The organism is Frigoribacterium faeni (genome assembly GCF_007988805.1).
GTDB classification, from domain to species: Bacteria; Actinomycetota; Actinomycetes; order Actinomycetales; family Microbacteriaceae; genus Frigoribacterium; species Frigoribacterium faeni.
The window spans coordinates 1-25,473 of sequence record NZ_BJUV01000020.1 but is presented as its reverse complement, the minus strand read 5'-3'; the positions used below and the strand labels follow the sequence as shown (position 1 = coordinate 25,473).

The following is a 25,473-nucleotide window of genomic DNA, read 5'->3' as shown; positions in this document are numbered from 1 at the left end:
GTGACGACCGTGGCGAGGAGGTTCCGGGCGACGACCCGCGCCTCCTCGGCCTCCGACGGCGTCGACCCTCGCGGGGGTCGGCGCCGTCCGGCGGCCTGGTGGGGACTGACGCCCTTCGCGCTCTACGTCCTCGCGTTCCTCGTGCTGCCGTGCGTGCTGGCGCTCGCCACCGGCTTCATCGGGGGCGACGGCGGCGTGACGCTCGACAACCTCTCGGCCCTGGCCGAACCGAGCGTGCTGCGCGCCTTCGGCAGCTCCGCCCTGGTCTCGGGGGTCACGGCCGTCGTCGGCGCCGTGATCGGAGCCGTCGTCTGCTGGGGACTCACGGCGCTGCGGCCCGACGGCGTGGTCCGCGGCCTGATCGACTCGGCCGCGAGCGTGCTCGCGCAGTTCGGCGGGGTCATGCTCGCGTTCGCCTTCATCGCCACCATCGGCATCCAGGGGGTCGTGACGCAGCTGCTGCTCGACGCGTTCGGGGTCGACGTCTTCGCCGGAGGCGTCTGGCTCTACCAGGTGCCCGGCCTCCTCCTGCCCTACATCTACTTTCAGGTGCCGCTCATGGTCATCACGTTCATGCCCGCCGTCTCGGGACTGCGTCCGCAGTGGCAGGAGGCGGTGGCCACCCTCGGAGGCACGGGTCGGCAGCACTTCTCGACGGTCGTCGTGCCCGTGCTCGCCCCCGCCTTCGTCGGCAGTCTGCTGCTCCTGTTCGCGAACGCCTTCTCGTCGTACGCCACGGCCGCCGCGATCATCAGCCAGGGCGCCCAGATCGTCCCGCTGCAGATCCGGGCGGCGCTGGTGAGCGAGACGGTGCTCGGTCGCGAGAACGTCGCCGGCGTCCTGGCCCTCGGCATGGTCGTCGTCATGGCCGTGCTGATGTCGCTGTACTCGATGCTGCAGCGGCGGACCGAGCGGTGGCAGCGGTGACGGGCGCGACCCGCGGCTCACTGGCGGCCCGTCGGATCGCGCTGACCGTCGTGGGCCTCGTCTTCGCCGTCCCGATCGCGGCGATGGTCGCGTTCTCACTGCGCAGCGCCGACGGCACGGGGCACGACCTGAATCACTGGCTCGCCATCGTCGACCCCGAGAACGAGCGCGCGTACCGCAACCTCGTCGAGGGCGTGACCAACTCGCTCGTGCTGGCCGTCGTCGCCGCGGTGCTCGTGCTCGTGCTGCTGGTGCCCGCCATGGTGCTCGTGCACCTGCGCTACCCCCGGCTCGCGCGGCCCCTCGAGTTCGTCTGCCTGGTACCGATCACCGTGCCCGCGATCGTGCTCGTGGTCGGGCTCGCCCCGGTGTACTCGGCGGTGACCCGCGTCGCCGGCTCGGGAGCCTGGACGCTGGCCTTCGCCTACGGCATCACCGTGCTGCCCTACGCCTACCGGGCGGTGCAGTCGGACCTCGCCGGGACCGACCTGCGGACCCTCACCGAGGCGGCCCGCACCCTGGGCGCCGGATGGCCGCAGATCATGCTGCGCGTCGTCGTGCCGACGCTGCGCCGCGGGCTGCTGGCCGCCGCGTTCATCACGGTGGCGGTCGTGCTGGGCGAGTTCACCATCGCGTCGCTGCTCAACCGCGTCACCCTGCAGACCGCCCTCGTCCAGGTCTCGAAGAGCGACCCCTACGCCGCCGTCGTCTTCGCGCTCCTGGCCCTCGGCTTCGCGTTCGTGCTGCTCGTCGTCATCGGGCGCATCGGCTCGCGCGCACCCGGAGGGCGTGCCGGGCGGGCCACCCCGATCGCGGCGACGGTCTCGACGACCGCACCCGTGCCTCCTGCGCCCTCCGCTCCTCCTTCCGCCCCCGCTCGAAAGGCACTCTCGTGACCGCCACCCTCCCCGCCCCGATCCACGCCGAGGCGACGGGCGGCGCCGCCGTCGAGTTCCGCTCGGTCGTCAAGGAGTACGTCGGGCACCGGGCGCTCGGCGGGGTCGATCTGTCGCTCCGGCCCGGCGAGCTGGTCGCGGTGCTGGGACCGTCGGGCTGCGGCAAGACGACCGCCCTGCGCAGCCTCGCCGGACTCGAGACCGTCACGAGCGGCACCATCACCGTCGACGGTCGGGACGTGGTGGACGTCCCCACGCATCGACGCGACGTCGGCATGGTGTTCCAGGCGTACTCGCTGTTCCCCCACCTGAGCGTGCTGCAGAACGTCGAGTTCGGCCTCCGGATGCGCCGCGTCGACCGGACCGAGCGGCGTGCGCGCGCGTCGTCGATGCTCGACCTCGTCGGACTCGGCGACCTCGGCGAGCGCTACGCGCATCAGCTGTCGGGCGGCCAGCAGCAGCGCGTCGCCCTCGCCCGCGCCCTCGTCACCCGGCCCCGGGTCCTCCTGCTGGATGAGCCGCTCAGCGCGCTCGACGCCAAGGTGCGCGTGCAGTTGCGCGATGAGATCCGGCGCATCCAGCGCGAGCTGTCGATCACGACGATGTTCGTGACCCACGACCAGGAAGAGGCCCTCGCGGTCGCCGACCGGGTGGCGGTGATGCGGGCGGGCGGCATCGAGCAGATCGGCACGCCCGAGGAGCTCTACACGGCACCGGCCACCCCCTTCGTCGCCGAGTTCGTCGGGTCGAGCAACCGGCTGCGCGCCGAGGTGGTCTCGGGTCTGGTCCGTCTGGCGGGCTGCCGCGAGGTCGACGCCGTGGGCTCCCCCGCGGACGGTGCCGTCTGGGCCTGGATCCGACCCGAGGACGTCGTCTTCACGGACGACCCGCACGGGATCGCGGGCGTCGTCGAGTCGGTGTCGTTCCGTGGCGCGGTGTCGCGCTCCGTCGTACGCACCGGGACGGACACGCAGGTCGTCCTCGACCACCGGCCCGACCTCGGGAGGCGCGTGGGCGAGGACGTGCTGGTCGCGTTCGTCCCCCGGGCCGTGCCCGTCGCCCCGATCGGCTGACCTCAGCGCGGTCGGCTCCTCTCGCCGACCACGCGGTCGAGCCGCTCGAGGCGCCAGAGCGGAACCGGCTCGAACGCCCGCCGCATCAGCCTCAGCACCGGGCCCGTGTGCTCCATCGTGTGCGTCACCCGCGTCCCGCCCGACGCCAGCGGCTCGAGCAGCCAACTGCCGAGTTCGACTCCGCCCGGCACGTCGAGCCGGTGGCGGACCTCGAGCGACGGCGCCTCGAGGAACGTGAGAGTGCCCCGCACGACGCCCCGGATGCGCGTCGGCAGACCGCGACCGACGGGAGCGGGGCCGGGCGGCGACTCGACGGACGACAGCGCCGGATTCCACTCCGCCGCCCGGGAGGCGTCGAGGAGCACGTCGAGGATCGACGACGGCCCGTGCCGCATCGACACGTCCGCCGAGTGCCGGATCGGGATCACGAGACCGCCCCCTCGGGGCGCGGACGAGATGCCGGGGCGGACCCCGGTCCGGGCGCGGACCCCGACTCGGGGGCGGCTCCCGGTTCGCCGGTGAGCTCGGCGAGCAGACGTCGAGCCCGGGCGGTGCGCCGGTCATGGTGCGGGTGCGCGACCGGAGTCTCAGCGATCACCTGCCGGAGCAGCTCGGCCGCCTGCTCGTCCTGTCCGAGCGCGACGCGCGCCGACGCCGCTCCCATGGCCGCACGGGTCGGATCGTCGGAGTACCGGGTCGCCGTCGCGAAGTGCGGCAGGGCGCGTCTCGCTCCGCCGCCGAGCAGGCTCGGCATCGCGAGGCACCAGCGTCCGGCGAGGTAGTTCGCGAGCCCGTGCGTCGGAGACTCGTCGAGGAGGCGCGACACGCGTCGCCGGAGGAGCAGCGCGCCCACGAGACGGAACGGTCCCATCAGTCGAGCCGCACGCAGCGCCGCGAGCCGCGCCCGCTGGACCCGCAGATCGAGATCGGCGCCCTCGTGCCGCGCGACGAACGACCACAGCCAGCGGAGACGCCGGAGGTCGCGTGCCCCGAGCCGGCCGTCGTCGCCGAGCGCGTGCACGACGGCGCGATCGAGGGCGACCGCGGACGAGACACGGGGAGTCTGCGCGGGTCGGAGCGTCGAGCCCCGAGCCGGTGCGGCGGCCCGACTGCGGGCGGCGGCCCGTGCGGCGGCGCGCTCGACGAGAGCCTCGACGACGGCGCGGCCGGTCGACGCCAGCTCGGCTGCGGCCCGGGGCTTCGGGAGCGACGGGTCGACTTCGAGCGGGTCGCCGAACACGACGTCGACCTGTCCGCGGCGGAACCACCGGTCGCCCTTGCGGAGCACGTCGGCGCTGCCGTGCAGGCCCACGGGCACGATGGGGACGCCGTGGGCCAGGGCGAAGCGGAACGCACCGGGTCGGAACTCCCGGAGCGGTCCGCCGTCGCCCCGAGTCCCCTCGGGATAGACGCAGAGCGCATCGTCCGACGTGAGCACGCGGCGGACCTCGCGCAGCGTGTCGGGGGCCGGCGCCTCACGATCGACGGGGATGCCGTACCAGGCGGTCGCCCACGGACGGGGCAACCGGCTCTCGAAGCTCTCGCGCTTGGTCAGGAACCAGACGGGCGTGCCGCGCAGGCTCTGCACCAGCACCTGCACGACGAAGTGGTCGAAGTAGCTCGAGTGGTTCGGGACGAGCACGATCGGCCCGTCCTGCGGGAGGTTCTCGAGCCCCTCGATCTCGCCGAACCGGCGGCGGGCGATTCGCCAGACGACCCATCGGGTGGTGCCCCGGATCGCCGGGAGGAGGATCATGCCGTCGCCGCCTCGGACTCGGCGAGCAGGTGCTCTCGCAGGATCTCGATCGTGGTCAGCACGAGACCGTGCCGCGCCGCGAAGACGCGGAGGTCGTCGAGACGGAGCATCTCGCCGTCCGGACCGATGATCTCGACGATCACCCCGGCCGGGGTGCACCCCGCGAGACGCGCCAGGTCGACGGAGGCCTCGGTGTGACCGGGTCGTTCGAGGACTCCCCCGGGCCGAGCGACGAGGGGGAAGACGTGACCCGGTCGAGCGAGGTCGTCGGCTCGCCCCGTGACCGCCAGGTGGATGGTCGTCGCCCGCTCGGACGCCGAGATGCCGGTCGTGACGCCGTGGGCCGGGGTGCCGTCGATCGAGACGGTGAACGCGGTCGACTGGTGGTCCTCGTTACGGGCGACCATCGGATCGAGCCGGAGATCGGCCGCCCGACGCTCGTCGAGCGAGAGGCAGACCAGACCGCGGCCGTGGGTGATCATGAAATTCACGATCTGCGGCGTCGCGTGGTCGGCGGCGACGACGAGGTCGCCTTCGTTCTCGCGGTCCTCGTCGTCGACCACGACGACCATCTCGCCGCGGGCCACGGCCGCGACCGCCTCGCGGGCGGAGCTGATGCGGGCGGCGTCGGGAGCGTCTGGTTCAGCCGTCGCGTCGAGGGCGTCGGTCGTGTCGGTGGTGTCGTTCTGCTTGGTCATGGGGCTCCTCGGATGGTGGTGTTCCGTGACGGGGGTCGTGGTCACCGAGCCAGAATGTCAGATGTATGAGATGACAACAAATGATGTGACATCGATCATCGCGACGACGCCCGGATCGCGCCTCGAGCCGATGCGTGATACAACATGCATGTTCCATCATCCACCGGCGTCGATCGACGCCTGACGGGAGACCGCCATGCCACGCCCACCCTTCTCGATCCGACGGGCCCCGCGCCTCGTCCTCAGCGCCTGGGTCGCCCTCGTCGCCGTGGCCGCGATCCTCGCGCTGCAACTCGACGGAGCCCTCTCGGGCGGAGGATTCACCGCCCCCGAGGCCGAGGCCCTGGTCACTCAGGCCGAGATCGAACGAGACTTCGGCGACGCTCCCAATCAGGTCGTGGTGGTGCTCGACTCCCCCGAGCCGATCGCGTCGTCGACCGTGTCCGCGGCGGCCGACGTCCTCGCCGCTGCGGGGGCAGACAGCATCACCACCCCCGTGGAACGTCCCGACCGAGCCTCGTCCGACGGACGCACGGTCGTCATCACCGCGGGCTTCGACGGAGACAACACCGCCGTGCAGAACGCCACCCCCGACCTCCAGACCGCGGTCGACGACCTGGCGGACGGCGTCGCGGGCTACGTCACCGGACAGCCCGCCCTCGACTACCAGCTCAACGCGCACTCCAAGGAGGACGCCCTCCGCGCCGAGCTGATCGTCTTCCCCCTCCTGATCATCGTGCTGCTCGTCGTCTTCCGATCGGTCGTCGCGGCACTCGTCCCCCTGCTCATCGCCGGCTCCTCCCTGGCCCTGGCCCTGGGCGCCGGGTTCCTGATCGCCCGCGAGACCGACGTGTCGAACCTCTACTCGAACATCGTGTCGATGATCGGCCTGGCGGTGTCCGTCGACTACTCGCTGTTCATCGTCAAACGGTTCCGCGAGGAGCTGCAGCGCGGGCTGTCGGTCCGCGACGCGGTGGACGTCGCGATGGCGCGCGCCGGCCACTCCGTGCTGTTCTCGGGCGCCGCCGTCATCGTGGCCCTCGCGGCCCTCCTCGTCCCCGATGTCATGGCGTTCACGAGCATCGCGCTCGGCGGCATGATCGTGACCTTCGTCGCTCTCGTCCTCACCCACACCGTGCTGCCGGCGCTCCTCGGCCTGCTGGGGCACCGCATCGACTGGGGCCGCGTTCCGCTCCCCGCACGACGTCGACCGGCGTCGTCGACCGGCGCCGACGACGGCCGCGGGCGGCGCTCGACGAGAGTCCCCGGCCGCCTGACGTCCGCGGTCGTCGCGCTCGTCGGCGTCGCCGCCCTGATCGGCGTCGCGGCGCCGGCACTGGGCCTCTCGCTGCAGTCGCCCGTCGCCAGCGCGACCGTGCTCCCGGCCGACGACGCGGCCCGCGTCGGGCTCGAGGTGGCGGACGAGAGTCTCGGGGTCGACGACCTGTTCCCCCTGCAGGTGGTCGTCTCCGCCGACGACGCCGACGAGCTCGTGACGGACGCCGTGACCGCCACCCGGTTCCTCGACGGGCACGACGACGTCCGCTCAGTCACGGCCGTGACCACGACGGGGCTCGACGACGCCACCCTGCGCTCCGTGCTGTCGGGCCCCGAGATCCCCGACGAGTTGAGCGCACTGTGGGCCGAGGGCCCCTCCGGGCCGGTCACGCGACTCCTCGTCACCACCACGGAGGGACCCGACTCGACATCGGCGCACGACCTCGTACGCGAGATCCGCGACGATCTGCCGAGCGAGCTCGGGGCGAGCTCCTCCGTGGGCGTCGCCGGCGCCACCGCGCAGGGCCTCGACTTCGACGAGACCCTGATCCGCTCGCTGCCGACCATCGGCGGCCTCGTGCTCGCGGCGACGTTCGTCCTGCTCGTGGTCGCGTTCCGCTCGATCGCGCTGTCCGCGCTCGCGCTCGCCTTCAACGCCCTCGTGGTCGGCGCGAGCCTCGGTCTCCTGACGCTGGTCCAGTCGCTCACCAGCGACTCGCCGCTCAACTCGGTCACCCCGGTGCTGCTCTTCGCCGTGATGTTCGGCCTGAGCATGGACTACATGGTGATCATCATCGCCCGGATCGCCGAGAGCTTCGAGCACGGCGGCCCCTTCTCGGCCGCCGTCACCGACGGCCTGCGAGCCACGCGGCCGATGATCAACAGCGCGGCGCTGATCATGATCGCGGTGTTCCTGTCGTTCATGACCGGGCGGATCAGCATCGTGCGGGAGATCGGCCTCGGCCTCGCGATCGCCGTCGCCCTCGACGCGCTCGTCATCCGGACGATCGTGCTCCCCGCGGTGCTGCGCGCCATCGGACCGATCGTCCTCGGCCGGTCCCGTCGACGGCGGCGGACGGGCGGACCCGTGATCGCGTCGACGACCGGCGACGGCCGGGTCTGACAGGCCGCCGGGCCGGTGCCCCAGGAACCGCGGGCACCTGCCTGATAATCTCGTGACGTGACATCTTTCGGCGCGACACCCGCAGCGCTCGCGCCCTCCGAGCTCCGCTATCTGGTGCTCGCAGCCCAACGCGAAGGCAACCGGGCGGTCGCCGATCGGCTCGCTCCGCTAGGTCTCACCCCGTCCCAGGCCGAGGTCGTCGGCGTGCTCGACGAGTTCGGGCCCCTCAGCCTGAAGGCCCTCGGCGAGCTGATCGTCTGCGAGACCGGCAGCCCCAGCCGCATCGTCGACGCGCTCGTCCGCCGGGGCCTCGTCGTCCGCGAGACCAGCCCGAACGACCGTCGCGCCGTGCTCCTGACGCTCACCGCCGACGGCCGGGCCCTCGTGCCCGGCGTCCGCGAGGTCGACGCCGGCATGGACCTCCCCCAGGGGCATGCCTCGGCTGCCGACCTCACCGGCCTGGTGACCGTGCTGCGCGCCTATCTCGACGGCACGCCGAGCGCCGAGGTGCTCGACAGACGATTCGGAGAGACCCGACGGCGCCTCGACGGCGGGCGCGACACCCGCTGAATCCGACCGGGGGTTGCGCGTTCACCTCGGTGGTCGACAATGACCCTGTGAGCAAAAAGATCAAGACCGCCCTGAGAGATCTCGTCGACGCACTCGAGAAGCACGCGGCCGTCACGGCCGAACGCCCCTCGTCGTCCAAGCGGGCCGGACGCGCGACGGCGAAGGTCCGCACCGCCGCAGCCGCGTACACGGCCATCGTCGCCGACAAGACGGGGCAGCCGAACCCGTTCGTCGACTTCCTCGACGAGGAGACCGTCATCTCCCTGCGAGCCGAGCGCGACGCGGTCGCCCGGAAGCACGGCGAGAAGAAGTCCGGGTCGGCTCCGACGGCCTCCTCCGAACCGTCGTCGGGCAAGAAATCGAAGAAGGGCGACGAGTCCGAGGCCGGCAGGAAGTCCGGCAAGAAGTCCGGCGGCGAGAAGTCGGGCGGGAAGACCGACGGCGAGGCCCGCGCGAAGGGCGACGCTCCCGCCCCCGCCGCGACGGTGACGACGGCCGATGCCACGGCGGCGACCCTGTTCACTCCCCCGCTGCCTCACGCGGTCACGGCCGACCCCGAGGTGGCGGGCGACACCGCGACCGACCCCGAGCGCGACCTCACCGCGATGACCCTGGTCCAGCTCCGCGCAATCGCACGGGAGGCCGGTCTCTCGGGCGTCTCGAAGGCGACGAAGGCCCAGCTCATCGAGCACCTGCACGCCGGGGCGACCCCCGGAGCCTGACGGCCGGGACGACCGACAGGAGGCGCGGGTCGACTCGACCCGCGCCTCCTCGGCTTCACCGCCGGTGCCGTCCCGAGGTCAGTCGACCCGGATCGTCATCATGCCCTGCTTGTTGCTCTGCAGCACCTGGATGGTGGTGCCCGAGCCGGCGACCTTGACCGAGCCCTGCGGATTGGCCGCGCTCCAGTAGGCCAGCGGGTCGCTGTCGTCGAACATCGACACGGCCGGTCGCGCCTTCGAGGTCAGCGTCGTCGAGGTGCCGGCGAGCTCACGGTGCAGGCTGATCGGATCCGTGCGCTGGATGCCGAACGTCGCGTCGAACGACTGGATGCGGTTCCGGGCGACCGTGCCGTCGGACCAGGTCAGCGGCGTCGGATTGGCGTCGATCGGCAGGGCCAGCCCCGCGCCGGGGTGCTGCGCCGTGTTGTTGTCCGTCTGGGCCGTGTCCCAGTAGGTGATGCTGAGGCCGTCCTGGTACGGGAAGTGCTCGACACGGTCGGGCTGCGACTCGAGCCAGCCGAAGTTGTACGGCCCCGTGCGCAGGGTGTCGTCGTAGCCGGCGTACTGACGGTTCTCGGCGATGTAGAACCTGGGGTTGCCCTGCTTGTCGAAGGGCAGCGTGACGACCACGGCCTGCGGCTTCTTCGTGGCGTGATACGACGGACCGATCTGGTGCGTCGACTTCGCCGCCTTCGGGCCGCCCACGGCGATCTCGTAGTCGAGCCAGCCGAGCTGCAGCTTCTCCCACGCGCCCATCTGGTTCGGGGTCGTGCCGATCGCCCCGTCGCCGTGACTCAGCCACGAGCCAGAGCTCATCAGCGTCCAGAAACCGGTGCCGTTCTCGCCGCCGCTGGTGTCGTAGAGGTCGGGCAGACCGAGGTCGTGACCGTACTCGTGGGCGAAGACGCCCAGGCCGCCGTTCTCGGGCTCGGTCGTGTAATCGCGCACCCAGAAGTCGGTGTCGCCGATCTTGACGCCGCCGAACGGGTTGACGGCCGGACCGGCCGTGCCCTCGGCGTCCTGCCCGACCGCCCAGCGGTGCGACCAGATGGCGCTCGAATCGGCGCCGGCCTCCTCGCCCTCGCCGGCGTGGATGGCCTGGAAGTGGTCGATGTAGCCGTCGGGCTCGTCGAAGACGCCGTCGCCGTCGTAGTCGTAGCGATCCCACTGGTCGAAGGTCTGCAGGTACTCGGTGATCTGCTCGGGGGTCTTCCCCCGCTCGATCTGGTCGTCGTACCAGGCGTCGGCGGTGTCCTGCACGAAGCGGGTCATGTCGGTCTGGCTCTCCGTCTCGCCGTAGCTCGCCGACGAGTAGGGCACGGTGACCCAGTCGCTGACGTCGCCGTCGACGGTGTACCGGCCGCTCGACATCTCCTCGTAGACGCCCTTGAGCGACTCGCCCTGCTGACCGAAGAACATGTCGAGGTAGTGCCCGCGGCTGAAGTCGTTCGTCCAGTAGGTCGAGTTGTCGTTCGCCTCGTCGGGCTGCGCGATCTCGTTGTGGACGGGGCCGGCGGCGGCGTCCGGGTAGCGGGGGTCGACCTCGTCGCCGAAGTCGACCAGGAACGACAGGATCTGATCGCTCGACTCGACGCCGTACTGGGCCCACTGCCCGGGCTTCACCTGGACCGATTGGGTGTCGCTCCGGGCGCTGCGCTGCTGCGGCTCGGCCTGGCCCGACACCACCTGGGCGACGGCGTCGCGGTTGAGGTCGCGCTGCGCCTCGGCGGCCGGGTCGGGCCGGTCGTCCTTGCTACGGGGGGCGACCTGGCCGTCGGCGCCGGCGGCCGATGCCGCGCCGGCCGCGGTGGTCGTCGCGGCGGCGGAGCCGAAGGCGGCTCCGGCCGGGGCGGATCCCGTGGATGCGGCCACGGCCGGTGTGGCGAGAGAGGCGACGAGGAGCGACGCGAACGCCACGCCCCCGATCGCGGTGATGCGGCGGTTCTTCACGAAGTGGACCCCTGTCGTTCATCCGAGAAAGCTCTTGGGAAGAACATAGGGAGCGGACAGGGGCCCGCACAGTGGGCACTTCAGGGGGTCGGACCTGTCCCCCGAACGAGGGGGTCCGGTCAGCGGCCGGCGAGGCCCCGCACGAGGGCGAGCGTGACGTCGGCGGAGCGACCCGCCGTGAGCGCGAGGTTCTCGTCGTGCACGTCGTGCGCATCGGGCCCGGCGAGGTCGCTGATGCCGCGCACCGAGACGAACGGCACGTGGTGGACGTGGCAGGTCTGCGCGATCGCCATCGACTCCATGTCGACCGCGTCGACGTCGACCACGTCGGCGAAGGCCGTCCGCACGCCGATCACCCGTTCGGCCGTCATGAACGCGTCGCTCGACGCGATCAGCCCCGGGCGGACCGCCCAGCCGTCGGGCTGCGCGACGGACCCGCCGTAGGCGAGCGCCGCCTCCATCAGGGCCTCGTCGGCGTGGTAGCTGGCGGGCATGCCGGGCACCTGGCCGAGCCGGTAGCCGAAGACGCGGGCGTCGGCATCGAGGTTCAGGTACTCCGCCCCGGCGACGACGTCGCCGATCTCGATGCCCGGGCCCATGCCGGCCGCGGTGCCGGCGCTGATCACGGTCGGCACGACGCCGTCGAGCGAGCCGGCCCGCACGATCGCCGAGGTCGCGGCCCCGGCGGCGTTGACGAAGCCGATGCCGCTCTGCACGAGCAGGATGCGGATGCCGTCGATCTCGATCTCCCGCTGCAGCGAGCCGCCCACCGCGAGCGGGTCGTCGACCCGCGAGGCCCGCGCGACGAACGGCGCCGCCTCGTCGCTCATGGCGACGATCACGATCACCGCGGGGACGGCGGGAGGCGCGGCGTCGGCCGGGCTCATCGGGTGACGGTCGACCACTGGTCGCGGGCGGCGAGGAACCCGCGGGCGACCTCCTGCGCGGCCTCGAGCGAGTGGTTCGCGCCCCAACCGCACTGCACCTCGTTGGCCGCCGGGACCTCGGTGGCGGTCGTGATGTCGGTGAGGGTGCCCTCGATCAGCGTCATGACGTCGTCGATGTCGGGCGTGCCCTGCAGGATCAGGTAGAAGCCCGTCTGGCACCCCATCGGCGAGAAGTCGATGACGTCGCTCGACCGGTTGCGGGAGTGCTCGGCGAAGAGGTGCTCGAGCGAGTGCACGGCGGGCATCTCGAGGTGGGCCTCGTTGGGCTGCGTGAAGCGCACGTCGAACTTGGTGATCGTGTCGCCCTTCGGCAGCGTCTTGTGGTCGGCGACCCGCACGTAGGGGGCGGCGACGGTGCGGTGGTCGAGGTTGAACGACTCGACGTTCATCTTGGGCTGGGTCACGATGTCTCCTCTGCGCCGTCGGGCGCGATCTCGGTGGGCCGGGGCGGCCGGACGTGCCGGTCGGCCTCGCGGGCTCGTCGCCCACGGGTGCAACGCCCGTACGAACCTAGGCCATTCCCCTGACCTGCGACCCCGTGTGACGGCCGGGCCGTCGACGCGGGCGCCGAGGGGTCCGGACACGCCCTCGCCGAGCCGGGGCGCGCGGCACGCCGCGACCCCTCGGGGCGGGTCAGGGGAGGATCGCGTCGACGTAGCCGCCGTCGACGCGCAGCGCCCCGCCGGTGGTCGCCGAGGCGTAGCGCGAGCTGAGGTAGACCACCATGTTCGCGATCTCGTCGGGCTCGATCAGACGCTGGATCAGCGACTGCGGCCGGTGCTTCAGTATGAACTCGTGCTGGGCCTCGTCCCACGGCAGATCGTCCCCGACCAGCTCGCGGACGAAGTCCTCGACCCCGCCCGTGTGCGTCGGCCCGGCGATGACGCTGTTGACCGTCACACCCGACCCCGCGGCGGCCTTGGCGAAGCCGCGCGAGACGCCGAGCAGCGCCGTCTTCGACACCCCGTAGTGGATCATCTCGACCGGCGTCACGATCGCCGAGTCGCTGGCGATGTACTGCACCCGGCCCCAGCCGCGGCGCATCATGCCCGGCAGGTAGGCGCGGGTCAGCCGCACCGCCGACAGCACGTTGGTCTCGAAGTAGCGTCGCCACTCGTCGTCGTCGATGGCGAGGGCGTCGGCCGAGCCGAAGATCCCGAGGTTGTTCACGAGCACGTCGACGTCGGGGTGCTGGAACAGCGCGGTGCGGGCGCCCGCCTCGGTGGCGAGATCGGCCGCGAGGGCGACGACCCGCGCCTCCCTGGCATCGTCGTCGAGGGCGGCGAAGTCGGCATCGCCGGCGAGGTCGTCGAGGAGGCGCGCCCGGGCCGCCCCCGTGGTCTCCGTCGAGCGTCCGTTGACGATCACGCGGGCCCCCGCCGCGGCGAGTCCCCGGGCGATCGCGTACCCGATGCCCTGGGTCGATCCGGTGACGAGTGCGGTGAGTCCGTCGAGTTCGATCTTCATGCCCTCCATCCTGCCCGCACCGGGCAGGGCGGGGGGTCAGGAGGCGCGACGGCGCGGGACCACCAGGGGCGAGCCGGTCACGGGGTCCGGCACGACGAGACAGGGCAGGTCGAAGACGTCGGTGACCAGCTGCTCGGTCAGCACGTCGGCGGGGGCGCCGGTCGCGACCACGTCGCCGTCGCTCATGACGATCAGGTCGGTCGCGTAGCGCGCCGCCTGGTTGAGGTCGTGCAGCACGGCGACGACCGTGGTGCCCTGCGCGTGCAGCCGGGCGAACAGGTCGAGCAGGTCGTACTGGTGCGCGATGTCGAGGTAGGTGGTGGGCTCGTCGAGCAGCAGCACCGGCGTCTGCTGCGCGAGCGCCATGGCCACCCAGACGCGTTGACGCTGCCCTCCCGAGAGCTCGTCGACCGGGACGTCGACCAGATCGGCGAGATCGGTCTCGGCGAGGGCCGCGTCGACGGCCTCGCGGTCGGCGCCGGTCCACTGGCGGAACAGCCCCTGGTGCGGGTAGCGGCCGCGGGCCACCAGCTCGGCGACGGTGATGCCGTCGGGCGCCGTCGAGGTCTGCGGCAGCAGGCCCACGGTGCGCGCCGCCTCCTTCGCCGGAACGGTCGCGAGCTCGCGACCGTCGAGCAGCACCGACCCCGACCGGGGCTTCAGGAGGCGCGCGAAGGCCCGCAGCAGGGTGGACTTCCCGCAGGCGTTCGGCCCGACGATCACCGTGAACGAGCCCTCGCGCACCTCGGCGTCGACGGCCTCGCTGACCGTGCGCCGGTCGTAGGCGAGATGCGCCTGCCGCGCGACGAGCCGGGCGTCGACGGCCGTGCCGGAGGCCTCGACGGCGCCCCCGGACGAGGCCGTGGACGACGAGACGGACGGGCGGGTGGCGTCTGCGTTCACGCGGACCTCCGGGATTCTCCGACGAGCAGCGTGATCAGGTAGATCCCGCCGATGACCAGCGTGACGAGCCCCACCGGCACCGGGTTCGCGGCGATGTGCTGCGCGACCAGGTCGGCGACGAGCAGCAGCACGGCCCCGGTGAGCGCGGAGCCGACCAGCGGGACGCCGGCCGAGCGCACGAGCCGGCGGGCGAGCTGCGGCGCGGCGAGCGCGACGAAGGCGATCGGCCCGGTGCTCGCCGTCACGACGGCGGTCAACGCGACGCCGACGACGACCAGCGCCAGCCGGGAGCCCTCGGCCCGCAGCCCGTGCGATCGGGCCGCGTCGTCGCCCAGCTCGAGCTGACGCAACGGGCGGGAGAGCACCATCACGAGGGGCGTCAGCACGACCAGCAGGACGATGGCCGGCACGAGCTGCTGCCAGGCCACCAACGCGAGCGAGCCGGCGCCCCAGAACGAGGCCGTCAGCGCGACCTCGGCCTGGGCCCGCAGCAGCAGCCAGCTGTTGACCGAGTGCAGCAGGGCCGTCACGCCGATGCCGACGATGATCAGCCTCAGCCCGTTCACGCCCCCGCGGTAGGCGAGGAGGTAGACGGCCAGGGCGGTGACCAGACCGCCGGCGAGCGCCCCGCCGGCGGTGCCGAGCGTCGAGGAGGCGCCCGACACGATCACGACGATCGCCCCGGTGTAGGCGCCGGTCGAGAAGCCGATCACGTCCGGCGAGCCGAGCGGGTTGCGGGTCAGCGACTGGAAGATCGCCCCCGAGACGCCGAGGGCGGCGCCGAAGACGAGGGCGGCCAGCACCCGCGGCATCCGCCAGTTCAGCACGATGGTCGACGCGAAGCCGTCGCCGCCGAACAGGGCGCGCACCACCTCGGGCGGACTGAGCGGGTAGTCGCCGATGCCGAGTGCGACGATCGCGACGACGATGGCGACGACCGCCAGCACGAGGGTCGCGAGACGGCGCCGGCTCATGCGCCGCCGACCTTCCGTCGGCGGGCGATGGCGATCAGCACGGGCGCTCCGATGGCGGCGGTGACGAGTCCGGCCGCGATCTCGCCGGGAGGCGCGATCACGCGACCGAGCACGTCGGCGAGCAGCAGCAGCACCGGCCCGAGCACGGCCGAGAGCCCGGTGATCCAGGGCTGACTCGGGCCGACGAGGCCGCGGGCCGCGTGCGCGACCATCAGCCCCAGGAAGGCGACGGGACCGATCACGGCGGTCGCGCCTCCGGCGAGGAGGGTCACGATCACGAGCGACACGACGCGCACGGCGGGCACCGAGACGCCGACCGAGGCGGCGTGCTCGTCGCCGAGGGCGACGGCGTCGAGCGGGCGCGAGGCGATCAGCGCGACGACGACCCCCGCGGCGACGAACGGCAGCACCGTGAGCACGGGGTCCCAGCCGCGGTCGGCGAGCGAGCCGACCTCCCACGCGCGCACGGCGTCGAACCGGCGCGGATCGGCGAGCACGATCGACGAGGTGATGCCCGCGAGCACCGACCCGAGCGCGAGGCCGGCGAGGGTCAGGCGGGCCGGACCACCGCCTCCTCGGCCCGCCCCGCCGATCAGCGAGACGGCGACGGTCGCGACGCCGGCGCCCGCGAACGAGAACCAGACCCAGCCGCTCGCCGAGGTGACACCGGCGAAGCCGACGGCCACGGCCACCGCGAAGGCGCTGCCCGAGGTGACGCCGAGGATGCCCGGATCGGCGAGCGGGTTGCGGGTCACGGCCTGCACGACGGCCCCCGCCACGCCGAGGCCCGCCCCGGCGACGATCGCGGCGGCGGTGCGCGGCAGCCGCAGATCGAGCACGGCGGCGGCGTCGGCCGAGTCGCGACCCGCAGCACCGCCGAGGATGCGCAGCACGTCGTCGAAGGGCACCGGGCGGGCCCCGACGGCGAGGCCGAGCACGATCGCGAGGGCGAGCAGCGCGAGAGCGGCGACGAGGACGAGGAGGCGCGTGCGGCGTCGCCGGACGCCGGAGGTCGGCCGCGGGGCGCGGTCGACCCTGAGCGCTCGGGGCATCGCCATGATGATTAGCTTAGGCTACCCTCACCTGTAGTCGACCCGAGTGTCGTCGCGGCGGTGCGCCCCCGCGATCCTCGGCCCCCACCGACGACCCGCCCCCTTCCGCTCACAGCACTGAGGACCCCATGCGCAAGACACTCACGATCGCCTCCCTCCTGGCGGTCTCCACCCTCGCCCTCGCCGGCTGCTCGGCCGACGCCGGCAGCGACTCCGACGGCGACTCGACCGGCGGCGGCAGCGCCTCCGGCGCGTTCCCCGTGACCGTCGAGACCAAGTTCGGCGACGTCACCATCGACGAGAAGCCGCAGCGCGTCGTCGCTCTCGGCTGGGGCGACGCCGAGACCGCGCTCGCCCTCGGCGTGCAGCCCGTCGGCGCCTCCGACTGGCTGGCCTTCGGCGACGAGAACGACGGCGTGGGCCCGTGGGCCCAGGGCCTCTACGACCAGTCGCCCGAGATCATCGGCACGCTCGACCCCTCGTACGAGGCGATCGCCGCCCTCGAGCCCGACATCATCTTCGACACGAAGAGCTCGGGCGACCAGGAGCGCTACGACCGGCTGTCGAGCATCGCCCCCACCGTGGGCGTGCCCGAGGGCGGCGACAACTACCTGACCGACTTCGACGACCAGATGGACCTCATCTCGACCGCCCTGGGCGAGGAGGCCGAGGGCGACCGCCTCGTCGACGAGAACGAGGCCGCGGTCGACGCCATCGCCGCCGACCACCCCGAGTGGGACGACATGACCATCACGGCCGCGACCAAGACGAGCGAGGGCTGGGGCGCGTACATCGAGGGCGCCGAGCGCGTCGACCAGCTCGAGGCCCTCGGCTTCGACCAGAACCCCGGCATCGAGGCTCTGACCCCGAACGCCGGCGGCTTCTCGGTCTCGATCTCGAGCGAGCAGCTCGACGTGATCGACTCCGACGTGATCGTGGCGTTCCCGATCTACATCGACACCACCGAGATCACCGACGACCCGCAGTGGAAGGCGCTGTCGGCCGTGAAGGACGGCCACGCCGTCGTCATCGACGGCGACGTCTCGGCGGCCTACTCGCTCGGCTCCGCTCTCTCGCGGCAGTACGCGCTCGACGCCCTCGTGCCGCTGCTCGAGGACGCGACCAAGAGCTGACCCGCCGGACCGATCGGATCGACCGCATGACCGAGACCCCCTCTCCGGGAACCGACGCCGCGCCTCCCGGGCGCACCGCCCGACCCGTCCGCTCTCAGCACGTCCTCGTGGTGGAGCGGACCGAGCGGGTGTCGCCGCACCTCGTGCGCGTGCACCTCGGCGGACCCGCCTTCGACGGGTTCGTCGAGGCCGGCGAGGTGCAGCTCGCCGCCACCGACACGTACGTGAAGCTGCTCCTGGCGAGGCCGGGTCTCGGTCTGCAGCCGCCCTTCGACCTCGACGCCCTGCGCGCGGAGCTCGCTCCGGACGACCTGCCGGTGCGCCGCACCTACACGATCCGCTCGGTCGACCGGGCGGCCCGCACCATCGCCATCGACTTCGTCGTTCACGGCGACGAGGGGGTCGCCGGCCCCTGGGCGCTGTCGGCGCGCCCCGGCGACCGCCTCTCGATGTCGAGCCCGGGCGGCCTCTGGGCTCCCCACCCGGGCCCCGACGTCGAGCACCTGCTGCTCGGCGACGACTCGGCCGTCCCCGCCATCGCGGCGGCCCTCGAGGCCATGACGGCCGATGCCCGGGGGCTCGCCCTGATCGAGGTCGACACGGCCGCCGACGAGCTCGCCCTCGCGCGCCCCGCCGGGGTCGAGCTGCGCTGGCTGCACCGCGAGGGCACGGCCACCCCGGGGGTGCCGCTCGTGGCCGCCCTGCGCGCGCTCGAGCGGCCGGCCGGCCGGATCGCCGTCTTCGCCCACGGCGAGCGGGGGGCCATGAAGGAGGCGCGGGTCGTCTTCCAGGACGAGTGGCACCTCGATCGCGCCTCCCTCTCGCTGTCGGCGTACTGGGCGCTCGGCCGGGCGGAGGACCGCTTCCAGGCCGAGAAGCGCGAACCGGTCGGCGTGATCTTCGCCGACTGAGGCCCGTCCTCCGGCCCGCGGATCGATTCACGGCGACGGGTGTCGGTGAGCCGGGGGCGGCGAACGGGTGCAGGATGTCTCCGTGCAGAACGTGCAGAACGACCTGATGTCCCCCGAGCAGAACGTCCAGCGGATCATGTGGACCGGGACCCTCTGGTTCATGGCCGCGGTCGGCAGCGCCGCCGTCGGCCTCGGCCTCCTGCTCGCCTCCGGGTGGCGCCCGAGCGTGCTCCCGACCGGACTCGCCGTCCTGTTCTGGACGGCCTTCGGCATCGTCGCGCTGAGCATCGGCATGATCGGCTGGTCGGGCTGCCCCATCCTCGAGGTGGACGTGCCGACGGCCGACCGCAACAAGACGCTCACGATGCAGGGCGGCACGCTGTTCTTCATCGTCGGGATGACGGCGGCGACCGCGGCCGTGCTGCTGGGCCCGGCCGGCTGAGAAGGCGACGCCCGTCGCCTGGCAATCCCCTGACGAGCCCCCTCCGGGTCTCGCTCGGAACCGAGTCGGACCGTACGGTCGATGACGATGGCGACACGAGACCGACGACCCACGGCCCCCTTCCCGCGTTCGATCACCCACCCCGGCGGCGCACGAGCCGAGCTCCTCGGAGCGCTCGCGTGAGCGGTCGGACGACCCGCGCCTCCTTCGCGTCGCGGACGGGCGGCGCCCTCGGCGCGGTCGCCGGGATGGCCGGGCTGTCGGTGCTGGCCGGCGTGATGGTGACCATCCTCGTCACGCCCGTGATCGCCGTGGCGGGAAGCGGGGCGAGCTTCGGCGTCCAGGCGTTCAACACGATCCCCGAGGAGCTCGAGATCGGCGAGCAGGCGCAGACCAGCGAGCTCTACGCGACCCGCGGCGGCGAGCCCGTCAAGCTGGCCGAGTTCTTCTCCCAGGACCGCCGGGAGGTCGGGTGGGACGACATCGCGCAGAGCGCGAAGGACGCCGCGATCGCCACCGAGGACCCGCGCTTCTACGAGCACGCCGGCGTCGACTCGTTCGCCGCCGTCCGGGCGGTGTTCCAGAACGTCTCGGGCGGCGACATCGAGAGCGGCGCCTCCACGATCACGATGCAGTACGTGCGGAACGTGCTCGTGCAGCAGGCCGAGAAGCAGCTCGAGTCGGGCGACCCCGAGGTCGTCGCCGCCGGCGAGGCCGCCTACGAGGAGGCCACCACCACGACGCTGCCGCGCAAGCTGCGCGAGATCAAGATGGCGATCGGCGTGGAGGAGCGGTTCGACAAGGAGCAGATCCTCACGGCCTACCTGAACATCGCCAACTACGGCGGACGGGTGTACGGCATCGAGTCCGCCGCGCAGTACTACTTCGGGGTCTCCGCCGCGGAGCTGACGCCCGCGCAGTCGGCGAGCCTGGTCGCGACCGTGAACTCCCCCGCCGCGCTCCGCATCGACGCCGAGGAGAACATCGCGGCGAACACCGAGCGCCGCGACCTGCTGCTGGCCAACATGGACGAGCAGGGCATGCTCACCGACGACGAGTACGCGACGGCGGTCGAGACGCCCGTGAGCCCCGTGATCACCCCGTCGACCAGCGGCTGCGCGAACACGCAGCCCGCCTCGGCCGCCTACTTCTGCGACTACGTGCGCGCCGAGGTGCTGAACGACCCGGCCTTCGGCGAGACGGCCGACGAGCGTGCCGCCCTGCTGAACCGCGGCGGACTGCAGATCATCACGACGCTCGACCTCGACGTGCAGGAGGCCGCCGCGGCGACCCTGCAGGCGCAGGTGCCCGGCAGCGTCGGGTTCGCCGACCTCGGCGGCTCGCTCGTCTCGACCGAGGCCCGCACCGGGCGCATCGTCGCCATGGCGCAGAACACCGCCTACGGCAGCAGCCAGGAGGGCGACGGCGTGACCCAGGTCAACTACGCCGCCGACGCGAGCCACGGCGGATCGACCGGGTTCCAGGTCGGCTCGACGTACAAGGCCTTCACGCTGGTCGACTGGCTGGAGAACGGCAACTCGCTCTACGACCGCGTGCAGGCGTCGAAGAACGCGTGGAACACCTCCGAGTTCTCGTCGTGCCAGGGCGGCTTCGGGGCGTCGTCGTACGACGTGACCAACGACACCGGGGGCCGGGCGAGCGACATGACCCCGCTGCAGGCGACGACGCGCTCGGTGAACACGGCCTTCATCGCCATGGCCTCGCAGCTCGACCTCTGCGACATCGCGGGCGCCGCCGGCGACCTCGGCGTGACGAACGCCGACGGGCGCGAGCTCAGCATCTTCCCGTCGGACATCCTCGGGTCGGGCGCCAACGCGATCGCCCCGCTGCAGATGGCGTCGGCCTTCGGCTCCATCGCCAACGGCGGCACGGCGTGCAGCCCGATCGCCATCGACAGCGTCACCCGCCCCGACGGCTCGACCGTCACCCCGCCCTCGGCCGACTGCCGGCAGGCGATCGACCCCGCGGTGGCGTCGACGACGGCGTTCGCGCTCGAGTCGGTCCTCGCCCCGGGCGGCACCGGCACCGCGTCGAACCCGGGCGACGGCATCGACCTGCTCGGCAAGACCGGGACCACGGACAACGCCAAGGACACCTGGATGGTCGGCTCGACCACCGAGGTCGCGACGGCGGTCTGGGTCGGCAACGTGCAGGGCGAGGTGAGCATGCGGCAGAACGCCCTCCCCGGCGGCGGAGCCGACACGGCGCGGCACCGGGTGTTCCAGCCGTACATGCAGGCGGTCAACGCCCTCTACGGCGGGCAGCCGTTCGCCGCCCCGAGCGCCGAGCTGACCGAGCGGCCCGCTCCCCCGCCCGCCCCGGCGCCCGCCCCGTCTCCGGACTCCGCCTCGCCCGGCCAGACGGGTGCTGGGGACGGCGACGGTGACGAGCAGGGTGCCGGGAACGAGGGGGCCGACGAGCAGAACACCCCCGGACGGCAGCAGGACGGCGACGAGGGCCGCGGAGGCGGTGGAGACGACCGGTCGGGCGGCGACGAGGGCGACTCCGACGAGGGATGACGCCCACCGAGGACGATCAGCCGACGGTGGGCCCGGTCTCGCCTCCCGACCTCCACGTGATGACCTTCAACGTGCGACGCCGCCTGCCGGGGCTGCGACGCGACCGGCCCGACAGCTGGAGCCGGCGCGCACCGCTGGTGACGCGCCTCCTCGGCGCCGAGGCACCGACCGTGCTCGCCCTGCAGGAGGTCATGCCCGACCAGTCCGACGTCATCGCGGCGGGCCTCGGGCCGCGATGGACCTCGATCGGCAGCGGTCGCGATCGGCACCGCGGCGGCGAGCGGGTCGAGCTGCACGTCGACACGACGCGACTGGACGTCGTCTCGTCTCGGGTCTGGTGGTTGTCGGACCGCCCCGACGAGCCGGGATCACGGGGACCGGGCGCCCTGTTCCCCCGGGCCGTCGTGCAGGCGGAGCTCGCCGACCTCACGACCGGCGGACGGTTCCACGTGCTCGCGGTGCACATCGACCCGCTCTCGGCGCGGGGGCGTCTCGACTCCGCCCGCCGACTGCGTGCGGTCGTCGCCGCCCTCGACGGCCCCGCCGTCGTGCTGGGCGACTTCAACGACCGTGACGACTCGGCGGCGCACGGCGAGCTGACCCGCGACGGACTGCTGGCCGACGCACGCGAGACGGCCGCGCGACTCCTCGACCCGGGATGGGGCAGCTGGTCGCACTACGGTCCGCCTCGTCCGGGCGGGCGGCGGCTCGACTGGATCCTGGTGAGCCCGGGAGCGCGGGTCTCGGCGGCGGGGGTCGGGGCGCCGCGGTTCGACGGCGCCGCGGCGTCGGACCACGATCCCGTGCACGCCGTGCTCGAGTGGAGCGACGAGGCCCGGTAGGGATCTCGGGAGGCGCGGCCGGCGCCGGTGGGCCGACCCGCGCCTCCTCGGCTCGGCCCGCTCTCGTCGCCGTGCCGTCCCCCGCCGGTGACGGGTCGGGGGACGAAACGACAACGATCCGGCGTCGGTCGCGGGCGCGACTCGAAAGGGGGGCCGTGCAGCGACCGGTCCGTCGCCTAGGTTCGGTCCCGTGCGCCTGCCCGAGGCGCCCAGACCGTTCCAGGGGGAACACGCATGTCCAGATCACACCGACTGCGGACGGGAGCCGGCACGGCCGCGCTCGTCGCCGCCATCGTCCTCGCCCCGACCACGGCGTTCGCCGCGTCGGCGTCCGACGCCTCCGCCGCGCCCGCCTCGGCCGCGCCCGTCGAGACCCCGGTGGAGGCGACGCCGAGCGCCGAGCCGACCCCCGCCGTCGAGACGCCCGCCGTCGAGACGCCCGCCGCGGAGACCCCCGCGACCGGCACGGGCACCGACGTCGTCCTCGGCCAGCGCCCCGCCGCCGTGGAGCCCGCGCCCGCCGCGGAGACCCCGGCCACCGCCGCGACGCCCGCTCCGAGCGCCACGCCGACGCCCGCGCCCACGTCGGTCGTCGTCGTCCCCGGCCCCACGGCCGAGCCGACGGTCGAGCTGTACTCGTCGTACGTCACGCCCGGCGAGACCACGACGGCCGACGCCTACGGCTTCACGCCGGGCGACGCCGTGACCGTCACGGTCGACGGGCCCGCCGTCACCGACGACACCGTGTTCACGGTGTACTCGTACGAGAAGGACTTCGTCTTCGACTCCGACGGCTACGTCACCTTCGACATGGACATCCCGGCCGATCTCGCCCTCGGCACCATCACGATCTCGGTCTCGGACGCCAGCGGCCTGTCGACGTCGACCGACGTCGAGGTCCGCGAGCCCATCCCGGCGCCGACCCTCGTCGCGCCGAGCGGCGCCACCGCCGGGATCGTGCCGATCGTGGGTTCCGACGCGGCCCCCGGATCGGCCGCGCTCGTGCTCGTCGCCGACGCCGACCTCTTCGAGGACTCGATCGCGTTCTCGTCCCTGTCGAGCGACGTGACGGCCCCCGGCGACGGCGCCTCGGCGGCCGTCGCACGTGCGGTAGCCGCCGCCGAGGCGGATGCCGAGGACGACGAGGACATCCCCTACGACACCGAGCCCGTCGAGTACGACCCCGACTTCGGGTTCGCCCTCGGGATCGTCCCCGTCGCGGCCGACGGCACCTTCTCGGTCGACTTCGATCTCCCCGAGGGCGAGTACGGCACCTCCGGGCTGTTCATCATCGAGGACGAGTTCGGATCGATGTCCGAGGCGTCGGACCCGGCCCTCTTCAGCGTCGGCGCGGCGGTCGTCGCCCCGACTCCGGCCGACCCGACCCCGGGCGCGACCAGCCCGGTCGTCCCGGCCGGCAACACGACCGTCGTCCAGCGCCCCGGCACCCTCGCCTACACGGGTTCCGAGCAGGGCGCGTGGCTGGCCGGCGCCGCGGCCCTGCTGGCGCTGGGGACGGCCCTGGTCGCCGCACCGCGCCTCCGTCGTCGCCTCGGTCGCTGACACCGGCGGCCCTCAGCCGCACCGGCCCGTCGGCCGGACCTCGGACGGCCAGGTCCCCTGTTCCACGCTCACGTGGCCCGGGGGCCTGGCCGTCCGGGCGTCGTGGGCGCGGATCCCCGCGGGCGAGTGAGATGGAGCCATGATCGAGACGTTCCTCCGCAGCCCGACACGACCGACGGAGTTCGCCGCCGACGCGGTGCGCATCGTCGCCGCGCTGAGCGTCGTCGTCGCCGGCGTCGGCTGGGGCTTCGTCGAGATCGCCGTCATGATGCTCGCCCTGGCCGCCGTCCTCGCGCCGCGGGCCCTCGGCGTGCGCGCCGGGCTCGACCTGGCGACCGGGGCCACCGTGCTCGTCGCGGCCTGGAGCAGCGTGTTCGAGCTCTACACGAGCGTCGTCGGCTGGGACACCGTCGTGCACCTCGTGCTGAACGGGCTGCTCGCAGCCCTCGCCGTCATCACGGCCCAGCGCGCCGGATTCCTCCCCGAGCGCGGACACCGTCTCGGGCTCGTCGTCGCGACCGTGTGCGTGGGGCTCGCGGCGGGGGTCCTCTGGGAGATCGGCGAGTGGCTGGGGCACACGCTGATCGACGAGGCGATCTTCGTCGGCTACGACGACACGATCGGCGACCTGGTGGCCGGAGGCCTGGGTGCGCTCAGCGCCGGCCTGCTGCTGCCCGTGCTCGCCGGCCGGAGCGCGTGGCGGGGACGTCCTCGCTCGGAGCAGCCGATGACGACGGCGGGATCCCGGGAGGCGCGGGCTCGCTGACCGGGGCGGGTCCGGTGACCGCCGCGGGCAGGTGACCGCCGCCGGCGGCGACCTCGTCCGAGCTGATCTCGGTCGTCCAGCCGAGACGACGGAACAGCCCCGCGGGGTCGGCACGCAGCCACCGCCACCACGGTCGGCCGTCGACGCCGTGCACGGTGAACGAGTGCAGCGCCCGGTAGGTGCGGAGCCACGGTCTGTTGCCGGGATCGAGGGGGCGGGCGGAGATGCCCGTCACCACGTCGCTGCGATAGGCGATCCGCCCCTGCCCGGCGAGCTGGAGGTCGCCGAGGTGGACGGCGAGATCCATGTCGTCGTGCAGCAGACGATCGTGGCGGTGGACCACGTCGCGGACGCTCAGCCAGGCCGTGCGGCGCATCATCATCGTCGAGCCGAACAGGGGCCAGTGCGCCAGGGCCGCCCCGACGATCAGGTGGTAGGCGCCGACGTAGAGAGCCGAGAGCACGGTGCCCGTGCCGACCGGGGTGTCGTAGAAGCGGGCGTTCGTGCTGACGGCGAGCACGTCGTCGTCCTGCTCGAAGGTCGCCACGAGCTCGGCGACCCAGGTTCGGGGCAGCACGCTGTCGGCGTCGCAGCGGCCGATCAGGTCGGCGGTCGACGAGTCGTAGCCGGTGCTCGCCGCCGCGGCGATGCCCACCTCGGACTCGGCGACGACGCGGGCGCCGTGCCGTCGAGCGACCTCGACGGTGTCGTCGGTGCTGCCGTTGTCGACGACGATCACCTCGTCGGGCAGGCGCGTCTGACGGGCGAGCGACCTCAGGCACGCATCGAGCAGAGCGCCGTCGTCACGAACGGGGACGACCACGCAGACGTGCACCCGTCCATTCAACCCCGACCGGGCTGAGTCGGGTCCGGGCGCGCGGAAAACCCCACCTCGCCGGGGCGGGGTGGGGTTCCACCGGGAACGCGGGCCCCGGCCCCC

Annotated in this window: 24 protein-coding genes; 13 read left to right on the top strand and 11 right to left on the bottom strand. The window is 73.0% G+C overall.

Annotation, left to right across the window (positions count from 1 at the left end; translation table 11 throughout):
* Genes FFA01_RS10500 through FFA01_RS10495 form a run of 3 tightly spaced genes read left to right on the top strand, consistent with a single transcriptional unit; the run spans position 1 to position 2,896 of the window.
* Positions 1 to 927 carry an ABC transporter permease gene (locus FFA01_RS10500; RefSeq protein WP_371859203.1) on the top strand — a complete coding sequence of 309 codons (927 nt, stop codon included), beginning with the start codon at positions 1 to 3 and terminating at the stop codon, positions 925 to 927.
* Positions 924 to 1,823: an ABC transporter permease gene (locus FFA01_RS16265; protein ID WP_244289802.1), complete on the top strand. Its 900-nt coding sequence runs from the start codon at positions 924 to 926 to the stop codon at positions 1,821 to 1,823. Before FFA01_RS10500 ends, FFA01_RS16265 begins: the two co-directional genes overlap by 4 nt.
* A complete protein-coding gene (locus FFA01_RS10495) occupies positions 1,820 to 2,896 on the top strand; it encodes an ABC transporter ATP-binding protein (RefSeq protein WP_167627348.1) in 1,077 nt (358 codons plus the stop codon). The genes FFA01_RS16265 and FFA01_RS10495 overlap by 4 nt, the downstream gene beginning before the upstream one ends.
* A 2-nt stretch (positions 2,897 to 2,898) precedes the next feature.
* On the opposite strand, the gene FFA01_RS10490 is transcribed toward FFA01_RS10495, so the two are convergent.
* Genes FFA01_RS10490 through ribB form a run of 3 tightly spaced genes read right to left on the bottom strand, consistent with a single transcriptional unit; the run spans position 2,899 to position 5,350 of the window.
* Positions 2,899 to 3,324: an SRPBCC family protein gene (locus FFA01_RS10490; protein ID WP_146855843.1), complete on the bottom strand. Its 426-nt coding sequence runs from the start codon at positions 3,322 to 3,324 to the stop codon at positions 2,899 to 2,901.
* Positions 3,321 to 4,652 (bottom strand): lysophospholipid acyltransferase family protein, encoded by a 1,332-nt coding sequence (locus FFA01_RS10485; RefSeq protein WP_146855841.1) that lies wholly within the window; start codon positions 4,650 to 4,652, stop codon positions 3,321 to 3,323. Before FFA01_RS10485 ends, FFA01_RS10490 begins: the two co-directional genes overlap by 4 nt.
* Complete coding sequence (gene ribB / locus FFA01_RS10480) at positions 4,649 to 5,350, bottom strand: 3,4-dihydroxy-2-butanone-4-phosphate synthase (protein ID WP_146855839.1); 702 nt, start codon at positions 5,348 to 5,350, stop codon at positions 4,649 to 4,651. The genes FFA01_RS10485 and ribB overlap by 4 nt, the downstream gene beginning before the upstream one ends.
* A 196-nt stretch (positions 5,351 to 5,546) precedes the next feature.
* Here ribB and FFA01_RS10475 point away from each other — a divergent pair, with 196 nt between their 5' ends.
* Genes FFA01_RS10475 through FFA01_RS10465 form a run of 3 tightly spaced genes read left to right on the top strand, consistent with a single transcriptional unit; the run spans position 5,547 to position 9,043 of the window.
* Positions 5,547 to 7,751: an MMPL family transporter gene (locus tag FFA01_RS10475; RefSeq protein WP_146855837.1), complete on the top strand. Its 2,205-nt coding sequence runs from the start codon at positions 5,547 to 5,549 to the stop codon at positions 7,749 to 7,751.
* Positions 7,752 to 7,808: 57 nt separating this feature from the next.
* Complete coding sequence (locus FFA01_RS10470) at positions 7,809 to 8,321, top strand: MarR family winged helix-turn-helix transcriptional regulator (RefSeq protein WP_146855835.1); 513 nt, start codon at positions 7,809 to 7,811, stop codon at positions 8,319 to 8,321.
* A gap of 47 nt (positions 8,322 to 8,368) precedes the next feature.
* Positions 8,369 to 9,043 (top strand): Rho termination factor N-terminal domain-containing protein, encoded by a 675-nt coding sequence (locus tag FFA01_RS10465; protein WP_146855833.1) that lies wholly within the window; start codon positions 8,369 to 8,371, stop codon positions 9,041 to 9,043.
* Between the two features lie 78 nt (positions 9,044 to 9,121).
* Here FFA01_RS10465 and FFA01_RS10460 read toward each other — a convergent pair whose 3' ends face one another.
* The 7 genes from FFA01_RS10460 to FFA01_RS10430 form a co-directional block, all read right to left on the bottom strand.
* The gene (locus tag FFA01_RS10460) at positions 9,122 to 10,993 is read right to left on the bottom strand and encodes an immune inhibitor A domain-containing protein (RefSeq protein ID WP_146855831.1); all 1,872 of its coding nucleotides are present in this window, start codon (positions 10,991 to 10,993) and stop codon (positions 9,122 to 9,124) included.
* A gap of 119 nt (positions 10,994 to 11,112) precedes the next feature.
* Complete coding sequence (mtnN, locus tag FFA01_RS10455; RefSeq protein ID WP_146855829.1) at positions 11,113 to 11,880, bottom strand: 5'-methylthioadenosine/S-adenosylhomocysteine nucleosidase; 768 nt, start codon at positions 11,878 to 11,880, stop codon at positions 11,113 to 11,115.
* Complete coding sequence (locus FFA01_RS10450) at positions 11,877 to 12,329, bottom strand: S-ribosylhomocysteine lyase (RefSeq protein ID WP_146855911.1); 453 nt, start codon at positions 12,327 to 12,329, stop codon at positions 11,877 to 11,879. The genes mtnN and FFA01_RS10450 overlap by 4 nt, the downstream gene beginning before the upstream one ends.
* Positions 12,330 to 12,573: 244 nt before the next feature.
* Positions 12,574 to 13,407 (bottom strand): SDR family NAD(P)-dependent oxidoreductase, encoded by an 834-nt coding sequence (locus FFA01_RS10445; RefSeq protein WP_146855827.1) that lies wholly within the window; start codon positions 13,405 to 13,407, stop codon positions 12,574 to 12,576.
* A gap of 36 nt (positions 13,408 to 13,443) precedes the next feature.
* Positions 13,444 to 14,310, bottom strand: coding sequence for an ABC transporter ATP-binding protein (locus tag FFA01_RS10440; protein WP_146855825.1), 867 nt, complete (start codon positions 14,308 to 14,310; stop codon positions 13,444 to 13,446).
* Positions 14,307 to 15,284, bottom strand: coding sequence for a FecCD family ABC transporter permease (locus FFA01_RS10435; RefSeq protein ID WP_146855823.1), 978 nt, complete (start codon positions 15,282 to 15,284; stop codon positions 14,307 to 14,309). Before FFA01_RS10435 ends, FFA01_RS10440 begins: the two co-directional genes overlap by 4 nt.
* Positions 15,281 to 16,342, bottom strand: a complete 1,062-nt coding sequence (locus FFA01_RS10430; RefSeq protein ID WP_244289801.1) for a FecCD family ABC transporter permease — start codon at positions 16,340 to 16,342, stop codon at positions 15,281 to 15,283. The genes FFA01_RS10435 and FFA01_RS10430 overlap by 4 nt, the downstream gene beginning before the upstream one ends.
* A gap of 122 nt (positions 16,343 to 16,464) precedes the next feature.
* Here FFA01_RS10430 and FFA01_RS10425 point away from each other — a divergent pair, with 122 nt between their 5' ends.
* The 7 genes from FFA01_RS10425 (at position 16,465) to FFA01_RS15935 (ending at position 24,533) form a co-directional block, all read left to right on the top strand.
* The gene (locus tag FFA01_RS10425; protein WP_146855821.1) at positions 16,465 to 17,469 is read left to right on the top strand and encodes an ABC transporter substrate-binding protein; all 1,005 of its coding nucleotides are present in this window, start codon (positions 16,465 to 16,467) and stop codon (positions 17,467 to 17,469) included.
* A 26-nt stretch (positions 17,470 to 17,495) separates the two neighbouring features.
* Complete coding sequence (locus FFA01_RS10420) at positions 17,496 to 18,380, top strand: siderophore-interacting protein (RefSeq protein ID WP_146855819.1); 885 nt, start codon at positions 17,496 to 17,498, stop codon at positions 18,378 to 18,380.
* A gap of 82 nt (positions 18,381 to 18,462) precedes the next feature.
* Positions 18,463 to 18,822, top strand: coding sequence for a hypothetical protein (locus FFA01_RS10415; RefSeq protein WP_146855816.1), 360 nt, complete (start codon positions 18,463 to 18,465; stop codon positions 18,820 to 18,822).
* Positions 18,823 to 19,001: 179 nt separating this feature from the next.
* Entirely contained in the window at positions 19,002 to 21,362 is a 2,361-nt protein-coding gene (locus FFA01_RS10410; protein ID WP_146855814.1) for a transglycosylase domain-containing protein, read from the top strand.
* Positions 21,359 to 22,204, top strand: coding sequence for an endonuclease/exonuclease/phosphatase family protein (locus FFA01_RS10405; protein WP_146855812.1), 846 nt, complete (start codon positions 21,359 to 21,361; stop codon positions 22,202 to 22,204). The genes FFA01_RS10410 and FFA01_RS10405 overlap by 4 nt, the downstream gene beginning before the upstream one ends.
* Before the next feature lie 234 nt (positions 22,205 to 22,438).
* A complete protein-coding gene (locus tag FFA01_RS10400; protein WP_146855810.1) occupies positions 22,439 to 23,767 on the top strand; it encodes a hypothetical protein in 1,329 nt (442 codons plus the stop codon).
* A gap of 139 nt (positions 23,768 to 23,906) precedes the next feature.
* The gene (locus tag FFA01_RS15935) at positions 23,907 to 24,533 is read left to right on the top strand and encodes a DUF2238 domain-containing protein (protein WP_167627347.1); all 627 of its coding nucleotides are present in this window, start codon (positions 23,907 to 23,909) and stop codon (positions 24,531 to 24,533) included.
* Here FFA01_RS15935 and FFA01_RS10390 read toward each other — a convergent pair.
* Positions 24,421 to 25,368, bottom strand: coding sequence for a glycosyltransferase family A protein (locus tag FFA01_RS10390; RefSeq protein WP_167627346.1), 948 nt, complete (start codon positions 25,366 to 25,368; stop codon positions 24,421 to 24,423). The two genes, FFA01_RS15935 and FFA01_RS10390, sit on opposite strands and share 113 nt — an antisense overlap.
* Positions 25,369 to 25,473: the final 105 nt, after the last annotated feature.